Raw genomic sequence first — 12,599 nt, 5'->3', positions numbered from 1 at the left:
CCGCATCCCGCTCGAACACGAATTCAGGCCGGCGATCGCCCGGACCGCCGGCCGGTTGCGGTTATCCGCCGTAGATGTCGAAGTCGAAGTATTTCTTCGAGAAGGCGTCGTAGGTGCCGTTCTCGCGGATCGCCTTGATCGCCGCGTTGATCTTTTCCTTCAGTTCCGTCTCTCCCTTGCGCAACCCTACGCCGACGCCGGGTCCGATGACGTCGACGTCCTCGGCGACCTCGCCCTTGTAATCGCAACACTGCTTGCCCTGATCGCTTTTCAGGAAGGCATCGAGGGCGATCGCGTCAGCCTGGACGGCATCGACGCGGCCGGCGGCGAGGTCCTGGTTCGCCTCGTCCTGCGTCTGATATTCCTTCACTTCGACGCCGGCCGGCGCAAAGTGTTTCACGGCATAGGCCTGGTGCACGGTCGACACCTGCACCCCGATCGTCTTGCCGGCGAGACCCTCCGGCGTCGGCTTGATGTCGTCGCCCTTGGCGCCGATGATGCCGGTCGGCGTATTGTAGTACTTGTCGGAGAAGTCGATGGTCTTCAGCCGCTCCGCGGTGATCGACATCGAGCCGATGATCATGTCGATCTTCTTGGAGGTCAGGGCCGGAATGATGCCGTCCCAGGCAACCGGGGTGACGACGCAGTCGAGCTTGGCCTCGGCGCACATGGCCTTCATGAACTCGATCTCCCAGCCTTGCCAGTTGCCGCTGGCGTCAGGCGAAGTGAAGGGCGGATAAGGCTCCGCCGCAATTCCCACCTTGACCTGTTGGGCCGAGGCGGCGGCCGCACCCGTGATGGCCAGGGCGGCGGCGAGCGCCACGAGTTTCAATGTCTTCTTCATGCCGTTCCCTTTTTGGTTGTTGAGCATTGCGGAATTCAGTGAATGGAGCTGATGAACTTCTTGAGCCTTTCGGATTTCGGAGCGCCGAAGATCGCCTCTGGCGGACCCTGTTCCTCGATCACGCCGTTGTGCAGGAAAACGATGTGAGTGGCGACGTCACGCGCGAATTTCATCTCATGGGTCACGAGCACCATCGTCCGCTTTTCCCGCGCCAGATCGCCGATGACCGAAAGCACTTCGCCGACGAGTTCCGGATCGAGCGCAGAGGTCGGCTCGTCGAAGAGCATGACCAGCGGCTGGATCGCAAGCGCCCGGGCAATGGCGGCGCGTTGCTGCTGGCCGCCGGACAGGAAAGCCGGATAGGCATCCCGTTTCTCGTAAAGGCCGACCCGGCGGAGCAGCGCCTCGGCCGTCTCAACCGCTTCGGCCTTCGTTTTGCCGAGTACGTGCACCGGCGCCTCGATGACATTCTGGAGAATCGTCATGTGCTGCCAGAGATTGAAGCTTTGGAAAACCATGCCGAGCTGGGTGCGGATCCGCTGGACCTGCTTGCGGTCGGCCGGCATCAATCCGCCGTGTCCGTCCGGCGTCATGCGGATCTCTTCTCCGTGCACGCTGATCTGGCCGGCCGAGGGCAGTTCCAACATGTTGATGCAACGGAGAAGCGTGGATTTGCCGGAACCGCTGCCGCCGATGATCGCGATGACGTCGCCCTGCTGCGCGCTCAGCGATACGCCCTTCAGCACTTCCAATGGCCCGAAACGCTTGTGGAGGTCGGTAACCGCGATTGCCTGGGCCGCATCCGTCATCGGCGCGCGGCTCCTCTCGTTCGCGGAACGCTCGTTGAAGCCATAAAAACAGTTCCCCTGGTCGTTCTCTCGTGCAGCATCTTCGGCTTGTCACGCTGTTTCTGGAAGGCATCGTTGCACTTGTGTCGCTATTATTCAAGCGTATAATAACACCCGCGTCGATTTTCTGACGCTCCTCGCAACAACGGTCATTCCCGGGAGCAACGCATGAGCCCAACCGGTTGGCAGGCAATGACGATCTGGCTGAACGGCACGGCGCGGGGCATGCGGTGAACCGGCGCAGCTTCTATCGCGCCCCCGAGGGCGAGCGGCGCCAGGAACTGATCGAGGCGACGCTGGACTGCATCTCGGAATTCGGCCTCAAGGGTGCGACTGTGCGCCAGATCGCCGTTCGCGCCGGCGTTACCGCAGGGCTCGTCCGTCATTATTTCGAATCCAAAGACCAGATGGTTGCGGAGGCATACCGCGCCGTCATCGCCTCTCTCACGGAGAAGGCGAAGAACGTCGAGGGCGATCCGGCGACGCGTCTCAAGGATTTCATCGCCATCAATCTGACCGAGCCGGTCGCCGACAGCCGCAGCATCTCGCTCTGGGCCGCTTTCATCAGCCAGGTGCGGGTCGATCCGGTGCTCGCGGAAATCCATCGCGACGGCTACCTCGCCTTTCGCAACGCGTTGCAGGAGTTGCTCAGCGATTTTCTTGCGGCCAAGGGCCGGCCCGCCGGTCCCGAGGAGTGCCGCCGCTACGCAATCGCGATCAACGGCCTCGTGGACGGGCTATGGGTCGAAGGCTGCCTAGCCGGCGATCTCTTTCGCGAGGGCGAACTGGTCGGCATCGCCATGGCCTCGGTCGAAGCCCTGCTCGGTCTTCGGATCGAAAAATAGAAAACGAATGAGGGAGTGAATACTTGCGCTACGCGTCGATCACATCACGTCTTGCCGAGCTCGGTTCCGGCAAATGGACGCTGCACACCCGCGCACGTCAGCTGAAGGCGAGTGGCGCCGAGCTCATCGAGCTCACAATCGGCGAACCGGATCTGCCGCCTGACCGCGCGCTTCTGGAAGAGTGCCAGCGGGCGATGAATGCGGGGCGCTACCGCTATTCAAACGGCCGCGGAGAGCCGGCGGTCGTGGCGGCGCTTACCGAAAAATACCGTCGCCGCCGTGCCGCCGTGACCGCGGAGAACATTCTTTGCTTCCCGGGAACGCAGACGGCGCTCTTTGCCGTGATGTTCGCGCTTGCCGAGACGGGCGACGGCGTGCTCGTCGGAGACCCCCTATACGCGACCTATGAAGGCGTCATCCGGTCCACGGGGGCCCATCCGGTATTCGTACCGCTTGACCCGGAAAACGGCTTCCACATGCGGGCGGAGGATCTGGAAAATGCGGTCACGCCCGAATGCCGCGTGCTGCTCCTCAATACGCCGCACAACCCCACCGGCGCCGTTTTGACGGCGGAAGAGATTGCGGCGATCGGTGAAGTCGCGCGCCGTCACGATCTCTGGATCGTCTGCGACGAGGTCTATGAGGAGCTCGTCTTCGATGCGCTCTTCGCTTCGCCGTTCGACAATCCCGATCTTGCCGAACGCACCGTGGTCGTCTCGTCCATTTCGAAGTCGCATGCAGCACCCGGCTTTCGCAGCGGCTGGGCCGTCGGCCCGGCCGAGTTCACCGAGCGCCTGCTGCCGATCTCCGAGACCATGCTTTTCGGCCAGCAGCCGTTCATCGCCGATATGACCGCTTACGCGCTGACGCATGACATCGATACGGCGAGGCAGATGCGGAAATCCTACAGCCGGCGTGCCCGGCGGATCATCGACGGTCTTGCGGGGGCGTCCGGGGTTTCGGTGCTGCCGCCGGAAGCGGGTATGTTTGCGCTGATCGACGTCTCCGGCACGGGCCTCTCCGGCGAAGCCTTCGCCTGGGCGCTCCTGGAAGAGGAGGGAGTTGCGGTCATGCCGGGGTCGTCCTTCGGCGACAAGGCACGCAACTTTCTGCGCGTGAGCCTCACCGTTCCGGATGCCGCCATCGAGGAGGCATGCCGCCGCATCGCCGCACTCGCCGAACGCTGCACCACCCGCAAGGAGCGCCGCGCATGACCGTCGAATCGAAAACCGTCGGCGAGACCCTTGTCGATCTCCTGGAGGCAAACGGAGTGGAGGTCGTATTCGGCATTCCGGGCGTGCATACGGTCGAACTTTACCGGGGCCTTGCCGCATCGAATATTCGCCACGTCACGCCGCGCCACGAACAGGGTGCGGGCTTCATGGCCGACGGTTATGCACGCGTCAGCGGCAAGCCTGGCGTGGCCCTCGTGATCACCGGTCCGGGCGTTACCAATACGATCACCGCCATGGCGCAAGCCCGGCAGGACTCGATCCCGATGCTCGTGATCTCCGGCGTCAACCGCCGGGATTCTCTCGGACATGGCCGGGGGCTGCTGCACGAGCTGCCCGATCAGAGCGGAATGACGAAGACGCTGGCGCTCTATTCGCACACGCTTCTCAACCCCGCCGATCTGCCGCTCGTCGTCGACCGCGCCTTTGCCGTGCTGCTTTCCGGCCGGCCGGGCCCGGTCCATATCGAAATCCCGACCGACGTGATGGCCCTGAAGATCGAGGGTCGTCCGGCAAAGCCGGCGGCGGCGACCCGCCCGCGCTCCGACAGCGAAACGCTGCAAAGGGCGGCGATCCTCTGCGCCGAAGCCGTCCGGCCCGTCATTCTGTGCGGCGGCGGCGCCCTGACGGCGGAAGCCGAAGTGCGGGAACTCGCCGAGCGGATCGGTGCGCCGGTGGTCACGACGGTCAACGCCCGCGGCATGCTTGCCGGCCATCCGCTCCGGGTACCGGCAAGCCCGAGCCTCAAGGCGATACGCGAGCTGTTGCGGGAGGCGGACCTCGTGCTGGCGCTCGGCACCGAAATGGGCCAGACCGATTACGATCTCTATGCGGATGGCGGCTTTCCGCTGCTGAAGAACCTCATTCGCACCGATATCGATGCGGCGCAGCTGGCGCGCGGACCTCAGGCAGCACTTTCGATACTTTCCGGCGCGAAGGCTGCGTCTGCGGGCATTCTGGGCTTCCTGCCGGACCATGCGTCAGCCAAGAATGGAGCCTCGCGGGCGGAGGCCGCGCGCAAGCAGGCGCTGAAGGAGCTGACACCGAAAATGCTTGCGGAAATCGGCGTCGTCGAGGCGATCTACCGGACGCTCCCCGACTGCACCATCGTCGGGGACTCGACTCAGGCCGTCTATGCCGGCAACCTCTATTGCGACGCACCGCGGCAAAGGGCGTGGTTCAATTCGGCGACGGGCTACGGCTCGCTCGGCTATGCGCCTCCCGCCGCCGTAGGCGCTGCGGTCGCCGATCGGGGGCGGCCGGTCATATGCCTCGTCGGCGATGGCGGGTTCCAGTTTTCTCTGGCCGAGATCGGTTCGGCGGTGGATGCGCATGCCAGGGTCGTCTTCCTCGTCTGGAACAATGACGGATACCGGGAAATCGAGTCCTACATGGTCGAATCGGGGATCACGCCGGAGGGTGTAAAACCTTCCGCGCCCGATTTCCTGCTGACCGCCAAAGCCTACGGACTGCCTGCAGAGCGGCTGGCGACCGTGAAGGATTTGCCGCGCGCTCTCGCCGATGCGGCGTCGCGCCCGGGGCCTTCGCTCATCGAAATCCACCAGGAGAGAACCGCCGGCGCTACAGCGTGACGGCCCGGATTTGACTTTTACGGCCCGGAGTGATGTTAAGAGCGCACATGCTCGAATCCGGCCACGTTCTTCGTGTAGCTTGGTGCTCGGGCTGAATTGTCTCGCTTGCGTTCGATCGCGGATAGACCGGACGCAAAGAGAAAGGGACCGCGTCCTAGATGGACCTCATGGGTGGTGGCAGCAGGAGCATGCACGCCGGCCGGCTTCTCGCCGTGCTGTGGCTGTTCTGCGCCTCTCTATCCATGCAGGTCATTGCGGTCGGCCAGAGTGCAGCAAGCCGTGCGGCCGGAGCGCCGGCCGGCAATGTCGCTCAACCCGATACAGGTTCCTCCGACCGGCCGGTCGCCCGCCAGATATGCAGGGCGGTTGCACTGCCCGACCTCCGTTTCAGCGGCGAGCGGGCGGACGGCAAGTCGATGGTCGGCGGCGATCCGGCGCCGTTCATCCAGCTCCAACGCGTTGCGCTCGCTGCGCCCGAGGATTCTCCTGCTCCAACTCTGCCGCGAGCCGAAATCGCAGGCGGCGCACCGTGTCAGAACGAGTGCATCCGCGCGCCGCCACCGCCGGCCGCCATCGTTTGAGTTCGGCAGGGCTTTCGATCCCGCCTCAGCCATTGATGAAAACCCAGCCCGGACGCTGCTCGAAGCGCGTTCAGGCATTTATGGAATTCCCACATGCGTACATCCAGATGGGCGGTCCTCGCCTATGTCGCGATCATCATTTTCGGATGCCTTGCGGCGCTGCCGAGCGTTTTGACGCCGGCCATGAGGGAGCAGGTCGCTTCCGTTCTTCCGTTCAAGCCGGTCACGCTCGGCCTCGATCTTAGGGGCGGTTCGCACCTCGTTCTCGAAGTGGACGGGGCGGGGCTGCAGAAGGCTCGCCTCAACTCGCTTCTCGACGATACCCGTCGCGTCCTGCGCGGTGAGCGCGTCTCCGCCTCCTCTGCGCGTATCAGCGGCAACAGCGTGACCGTAAGCATCCCCGATGCTCAGGACCGGGAAAAGGTTCTGCCGAAGCTGCAGGAACTGGCGACGCCCGTGAGCACTGTGGGTTTTGCCGCCCCCGCTCCCGAGGTCGAGGTAACGACGGCGGGCGAAGTCATCACCCTGGCCATGACCGAGGCGGGTCTTGCCGACCGCATGACCAAGGCGGTCGAGCAGAGCCTGGAAATCATCCGCAACCGCGTCGACCAGGTCGGCGTCGCCGAGCCGCTGATCCAGCGCATCGGTTCCAACCGCATTCTCGTCCAGCTGCCCGGTCTCCAGGATCCGACTCACCTGCGCGAGCTTCTGGGTTCGACGGCACAGATGAGCTTCCACATGCTCGACCAGGCCGTCGACGTCACGCAGCCGGCGCCACGCGGGGTCGACATTCTGCCGGGCGCCAATGACGGCAACCGCTATCCGGTCGAAAGCCGCGTCGCCATTTCCGGCGAGCGCCTGGACGACGCCAAGGTCGGCTTCGATCAGCGAACCAATCAGCCGGTCGTCGATTTCAGCTTCGACTCGCTCGGTGCCCGCCAGTTCGCCGACATCACCCGCGAAAACGTCGGCCGGCCGTTTGCGATCGTGCTCGACGGCAAGGTTCTGACGGCACCGGTCATCAACGAGCCCATTCTCGGTGGCCGCGGCCAGATCAGCGGCAGCTTCACGGTCGAGGAGGCGACAGTTCTTTCCGCGCTCCTGCGCTCCGGTGCGCTGCCGGCACCGCTGACGATCATCGAAGAGCGCTCGGTCGGTCCGAATCTGGGCAGCGACTCGATTCGCATGGGCCTCTATACCGGTCTCGCCGGTTTCGGCCTCGTCGTGGTCCTCATGGTCGTGCTCTACGGCGCCTGGGGTATGATCGCCAATGTCGGTCTGGTCCTGCACACGATCATGACGATCGGCGTTCTCGGCCTGATCGGATCGACGCTGACCTTGCCAGGTATCGCCGGTATCATTCTCGGCATCGGCATGGCCGTGGACGCTAACATCCTGATCAATGCGCGCATCCGCGAAGAGACCGAGGCGGGCGCCGGAGCGATGAAGGCGCTGGATCTCGGCTTCAACAAGGCTTATGCGACGATCATCGACTCCAACGTCACCACGCTTGCGGGCACGGTGCTTCTCTTCTGGTTCGGCAGCGGGCCGGTGAAGGGCTTTGCCGTCACCATGATGCTGGGCATAGGCATTTCGATGTTCACATCCGTTACGGTCGTGCGCCTGCTGATGCGCGAGGTCGTCGTGCGCCGCAAGATGAAGAAGCTGGAAATCCCTTCGCTTTTTGGCAAGGTGCCGCAGCTCCCCAACTTCTCCTTCATGAAGGGCCGCTTCGTCGCGATCGGCTTCTCGGCATTCCTGTCGATCAGCTCCGTCATCCTGTTCTTCACGCCGGGTCTCAACTACGGCATCGATTTCATCGGCGGCATTCAGGTCGAGGCGGTTTCGAAAGAGAAGATCAATCTGCCGACGCTGCGTCAAAGCCTCGAGGAGCTCAATCTCGGCGAGGTGGCGCTCCAGGACTTCGGCGGCGGCCAATCGGTGCTGATCCGCGTGCAGCGGCAGCCGGGCGGCGAGCAGGCGCAGACGGTGGCATTGAACAAGATCAAGGATGCGGTGACGACCGCCATCCCCGGTGCCAGCATGGAGCGGACCGAGGTCGTCGGTCCGACGGTCAGCGGCGAATTGGCGCGCTCCGGCTTCCTCGCCGTCGCTCTCGCCATGTTGGCGATCCTGCTCTACATCTGGTTCCGCTTCGAATGGCACTTCGCCGTCGGCGCCATCGCCGTGCTCTTGCTCGACATCACCAAGACCGTCGGGTTCTTTGCCCTTACGGGCATCGACTTCAACCTGACCGCGATCGCAGCGCTGCTCACGATGATCGGCTATTCGGTGAACGACAAGGTCGTGGTCTACGACCGCATGCGCGAGAACCTGCGCAAGTACAAGTCGATGCCGTTCTCCGATCTCATCGACATGAGCATCAACCAGGTGATCGCGCGATGCATCTTCACCTCGGCTGCAACGGCGCTTTCCCTTGTGCCGATGGCGATCTGGGGCGGCGAGGCGGTGCAGAGCTTTGCATGGCCGATGATCTTCGGCGTCATCGTCGCGACGACCTCGTCCATCTATATCGGCGGCCCGATCCTGCTGTTCCTGAGCCGCTGGTGGAAGGAGCGGGAAGCCGCTCGTTCCACCGGGCAGCAGGCGGAAACGCCGACGGCCTGACGGCCTCGCGCCGTTGAGGGGTGCGGGCGGAAAACCGTCCGCGCTTTTGCTGATGCCGCCGTGTCGATCGCGGCAAAGGGGCAGCCTCTCCGGGGGCTGCCCCTTTTTTGTCGGAAATAACTGCCTATATTCGACCCGTCCCTTGCACGGCGATTCGGCGTTACCTAGATAGCGAGATAGCCCGGACAGGCGAACGGATTTGCCGAGGCGGCAGCTACGGAAACGAGATGGGGAATTATTTTTCGCGTTCTCGTTTCTTCAGTTGACGAAATTGGTAGATTATTTTAGTTTGCCATCGTGGGAGGCGGAAGGATTCCGCTTCGATTTGTTCATGAGCGCCTGGCGTCCTGTGCCGGGCCAGCCAAAGGAGAGTGACATGTTCGAATTTTCGACCGCCGCTTTCTGCGGCTCACGTTCCCATTGTCGTGCAACGGTTAAAGGTCTCATTCGCCAACTTCGCCGAATGTGACCGTTCAAACTTACCGAGTTCATCCTTTGCCGAGAATTGAATTATCCGCGCCCGTGGGTGCGGAGGAGCGTTATTTACATGAGCAAGCAAGTTATCGAATATGGTGGCGAAGCCGTCGGAGTCGTCGTTCCTGACCAAGACCGTCTGAAGTTCCTGGCGGTCAAGTATCACGTCTGGGACTTGGACGCTCAGCGCTTCCGTTCGGTCGATGAAGCACGCGCGGCCATTGGCCGGCTCCTTTCCGCCCAGGGCGGGCGGAATCTTACCAGCCGGCCACCCGGCATTGCCGCCGCGTGAGGGCAGAAGTCGAACTGCTTCAGAACCGAATACTCTCAAGAGTACGCATTTCCCGACGGAACGCCGCTGCACAGTTTCGCTGGAAGTGCTTTAGTCCCCATTATCGTTTCAGGACCGCGGACGGGATGCGAGCCTAATATACGCACGCTCCCGCTCCTTGCGTCCATGGATGCCCGTCATCTCCCGGTTGTCGACTATAGCTGTGTGTTGGCAGCGCATTCTTGTGCTATGCCAGGACAAGATTGTATCCGAGGGCGGATCCGGCAATTCTGCGGGATCGGGGAGAATTGGCTCGAATGCTGACGAAGAAGGGAAAATACGGACTGAAAGCATTGGTCGACCTGGCACGGCTTCCACCCGGGCAGACGGCCTTCATCACCGAAATCGCGCAGCGCAACAACATTCCGAAGAAGTTTTTAGACACCATACTCCTGGAACTGCGCAACGCCGGCGTGCTGCGCTCGAAGAAAGGACCGGGCGGCGGTTATTCCCTGTCGCGACCGGCCTCCGAGATTCGCATCGGCCATGTCATAAGGACGCTCGACGGCCCGCTGGCGCCGATACGCTGCGCCAGTCGCACGGCCTACGAAATGTGCGATGACTGCAACGATCCGGAGACCTGCCGGGTGCGCATCTCGATGACATCGGTGCGTGACGCGATGTCGTCCATCCTCGATTCGATGACGCTCGCCGAGTTTGCCGCCGGCGGAGTCCTCCCCCCGAGACCTCGGCCGAAAAGCGCATCGGCTGAGCCTGACCGTCCCGAAAAGTCGCCGGTTTGGTACAAATGGCCGGCGAAAGACTTGGTTTGTCCCGGAAAAAAGCCTATCTGGCGTCTATCTTGCTGCGGCCCGCTGACGAGGCCGTTTTTTGGCTACGCACTTCCGGCGGAAAACCGTGACACACTTTTCCCGGAGGTGCCCTACAGGGGGGCGATGATGGGTGTGAGACACGCGACGGCGGATGCGCATGCCGGTGGCACCGTGCTGGAGTCGATCGGGAGGACGCTGGCGACTGCCTCGAACGGCATCAAGGCCCTTGCAGACCATCTGACCGGTGACCAAGCCTTCGCGGCCGCCCTCGTCGATGCGGTCGAACTGATGGGCGACGGCGATGGCCGGGTCGTCGTTTCCGGGGTCGGCAAGAGCGGGCATATCGGCCGCAAGATTGCAGCCACGCTCGCATCCACCGGCACCTCGGCCTATTTCGTCCATCCGACCGAGGCAAGCCACGGCGACCTCGGCATGATCACCGCCCGGGATGCGCTGGTGCTGCTCTCCTGGTCGGGCGAAACGGCGGAACTCGCCAACATGCTGACCTACGCCAAGCGCTTCAAAGTGCCGATCGTCTCGATCTCCTCGAACCGCGAGAGCACGCTTGCACGCAATTCCGAGATCGCCCTCGTGCTGCCGAAGGTGCCGGAGGCCTGTCCGCACGGCCTGGCGCCGACGACCTCGGCCATGCTGCAGCTTGCCGTCGGCGACGCTCTGGCGATCGCGCTCCTGGAACGGCGCGGCTTCTCGGCCGAGGATTTCAAGACCTTCCACCCCGGCGGCAAGCTGGGCGCGCAGCTGCGCCTGGTTCAGGAGCTGGCGCATGGCACCGGACAGATGCCGCTGCTCTCCGTAGGTCGCCCGATGAGCGAGGCGGTCATCGAAATGTCGGCCAAGGGCTTCGGCGTCGTCGGCATAAAAGATGAAAGCGGCAAGCTGGTCGGCGTCATCACCGACGGCGACCTGCGCCGTCACATGACGGGCGACCTCCTGGCGCAACCGGTCGAAGAGGTGATGTCGCGCAATCCGCGGGTGATCAAGGGTGACGTCCTTGCCAGCGCCGCCATGGAATTCATGCAGGACCACAAGGTCACCGTGCTGTTCCTCGTCGACGAAGCGGGCGCACCGGCCGGCATCCTGCACATTCACGATCTGCTGCGCGCCGGCGTCGCCTGATCCTCGCTGATTTTCGCCGGCTTCTGCCGGGGCGGCGGGTCGACGAAGGCGTCCGGTTCATTGACGTCGTTGCGGTGCAGCCGCTCCGCGATCGCCTTGGCGCCGGCATCCGTACCCGCACGGGAATAGAAGTTCCCGCGCACCTGGATCGAAGCGGCCATCAGCCTGAACATTGCCCCGCTCAGCACCGGATCCGGGGCTTCGGGCGCCGTCCAGAACGCGTCGAGCGGCTTCTGGTCGGTGAGACCGGCAATGTCGAAGACGGCCGTCCCCAGGACCTTCACGGGCTTGCCCTGCTTCAGAGCATGCAATCCGGCGGTGGAGTTGACCGTTACCATTCCGCAGCTGTGCTGCGTAAGCGAATCGAGATTGCCGCCGTCGAGATAGAGGACCCTGTCGCCGACACCGAGCGAGGCGGCCCTGTCCGAGGCGATCCTGCGCCAGGGGATCAGGCTGTTGTCGAGCGGGTGCACCTTGATGGCGAGACTGGTTCCTGCCGGCGCATGTCGCGCGAAAGAGGCAAGAATGCCGTCGATCGCTTCCCGCTGGCTGCTGAAGGGTGAATGCGCGCGCAATTGATAGTCCGTTTCAAGTTGAAGCGGATAGACGAAATACGGCGCATTTTTCGCCGAAAGCGAGCGGATCAACGCATGCGCGCGCCGCTGCTCGCCTTTGCCGGCCGCCATCCGCCGGATCCACCCGGCATATTCGGCGAGCGGATGAAAGATTCCGTGCCGGCGGTAGCCGGGAAAAAGGAAACAGAAAAACACGTTCGGCAGGTTGTAAAGGAGGTCGTATGCCGCCTCTGCAAGAAAGCTCTGCCGGTAGCGCCGCTGCCAGTCGGGCTCGGGCAAGCCCGTTGCCGCTCGCAGGATTTGCGCGGGATCGACCGGAAAGTGCGAGTTGGACGACATGCCGCCACGCTCGAGAGTCAGCCAGTCCGGCCTGAGATAACCCATTTCGACCACGAAGACTCGGATGCCGGCTTTTCGCGCGGCAGCTGTGGCGCTCCGGTGATAGGGGCGCTCTTCGCCGAGCAGGACGAGGTCGGTTACGGCGTGGCGGCGGATGAAGGCCTCGACATAGGCCGGCCACCGCGCCGACGAGCCGCGGTAGTTATGGGCGCCCCGGCGTCGCCAGAATATCTGGTCGCCGAGGTTGAGGTTGATGCGTAGACAGCAATGGCCCAGGGCTTCGAGATGCCCGGCGACCTTGGCGAAGACCGGCGACGCCGGCCCCTGCAGGAACAGGAAGGTTCTTGGCGGCGCGGGATCGAAGGTCGTATCTGCTGTCATCGGGCGGATTTCCGGAAGA

The 12,599-nt window shown here is 63.4% G+C and carries 10 protein-coding genes and 1 pseudogene; 8 read left to right on the top strand and 3 right to left on the bottom strand.

The window, feature by feature from the left end; translation table 11 throughout:
• Positions 1 to 61: 61 nt before the first annotated feature.
• Positions 62 to 844, bottom strand: a complete 783-nt coding sequence (locus tag N0Q91_RS15150) for a transporter substrate-binding domain-containing protein (protein ID WP_100670015.1) — start codon at positions 842 to 844, stop codon at positions 62 to 64.
• A gap of 35 nt (positions 845 to 879) precedes the next feature.
• On the bottom strand, positions 880 to 1,653 hold the full coding sequence (locus N0Q91_RS15145; protein WP_275596811.1) for an ABC transporter ATP-binding protein: 774 nt from the start codon (positions 1,651 to 1,653) through the stop codon (positions 880 to 882).
• 269 nt (positions 1,654 to 1,922) lie between these two features.
• Between N0Q91_RS15145 and N0Q91_RS15140 the strand changes: the two genes are divergently transcribed.
• From N0Q91_RS15140 to N0Q91_RS15105, 8 genes and pseudogenes are all read left to right on the top strand, one after another.
• Positions 1,923 to 2,537, top strand: coding sequence for a TetR family transcriptional regulator C-terminal domain-containing protein (locus N0Q91_RS15140; RefSeq protein ID WP_027992654.1), 615 nt, complete (start codon positions 1,923 to 1,925; stop codon positions 2,535 to 2,537).
• A 23-nt stretch (positions 2,538 to 2,560) separates the two neighbouring features.
• On the top strand, positions 2,561 to 3,751 hold the full coding sequence (locus tag N0Q91_RS15135; RefSeq protein WP_275596810.1) for a pyridoxal phosphate-dependent aminotransferase: 1,191 nt from the start codon (positions 2,561 to 2,563) through the stop codon (positions 3,749 to 3,751).
• A complete protein-coding gene (locus N0Q91_RS15130) occupies positions 3,748 to 5,361 on the top strand; it encodes a 5-guanidino-2-oxopentanoate decarboxylase (RefSeq protein ID WP_275596809.1) in 1,614 nt (537 codons plus the stop codon). The genes N0Q91_RS15135 and N0Q91_RS15130 overlap by 4 nt, the downstream gene beginning before the upstream one ends.
• A gap of 158 nt (positions 5,362 to 5,519) precedes the next feature.
• The gene (locus N0Q91_RS15125) at positions 5,520 to 5,942 is read left to right on the top strand and encodes a hypothetical protein (RefSeq protein ID WP_198516584.1); all 423 of its coding nucleotides are present in this window, start codon (positions 5,520 to 5,522) and stop codon (positions 5,940 to 5,942) included.
• A 93-nt stretch (positions 5,943 to 6,035) separates the two neighbouring features.
• Positions 6,036 to 8,570 carry a protein translocase subunit SecD gene (secD, locus tag N0Q91_RS15120; protein ID WP_100669645.1) on the top strand — a complete coding sequence of 845 codons (2,535 nt, stop codon included), beginning with the start codon at positions 6,036 to 6,038 and terminating at the stop codon, positions 8,568 to 8,570.
• Between the two features lie 547 nt (positions 8,571 to 9,117).
• The gene (locus tag N0Q91_RS15115) at positions 9,118 to 9,336 is read left to right on the top strand and encodes a hypothetical protein (protein ID WP_018094157.1); all 219 of its coding nucleotides are present in this window, start codon (positions 9,118 to 9,120) and stop codon (positions 9,334 to 9,336) included.
• Between the two features lie 296 nt (positions 9,337 to 9,632).
• Positions 9,633 to 10,025, top strand: a pseudogene (locus N0Q91_RS15110) (RrF2 family transcriptional regulator); the annotation flags it as partial.
• Positions 10,026 to 10,271: 246 nt separating this feature from the next.
• Complete coding sequence (locus N0Q91_RS15105) at positions 10,272 to 11,285, top strand: KpsF/GutQ family sugar-phosphate isomerase (RefSeq protein WP_375341879.1); 1,014 nt, start codon at positions 10,272 to 10,274, stop codon at positions 11,283 to 11,285.
• Here N0Q91_RS15105 and N0Q91_RS15100 read toward each other — a convergent pair.
• Positions 11,255 to 12,580 carry a capsule polysaccharide biogenesis protein gene (locus tag N0Q91_RS15100; RefSeq protein WP_275596808.1) on the bottom strand — a complete coding sequence of 442 codons (1,326 nt, stop codon included), beginning with the start codon at positions 12,578 to 12,580 and terminating at the stop codon, positions 11,255 to 11,257. The genes N0Q91_RS15105 and N0Q91_RS15100 overlap by 31 nt on opposite strands.
• Between the last annotated feature and the right edge of the window lie 19 nt (positions 12,581 to 12,599).

Origin of the sequence: Sinorhizobium prairiense, assembly GCF_029201645.2 — a bacterium.
GTDB lineage: Bacteria > Pseudomonadota > Alphaproteobacteria > Rhizobiales > Rhizobiaceae > Sinorhizobium > Sinorhizobium meliloti_A.
The sequence above is the reverse complement of the archived record's forward strand: the minus strand, read 5'-3'. Positions and strand labels throughout refer to the sequence as shown.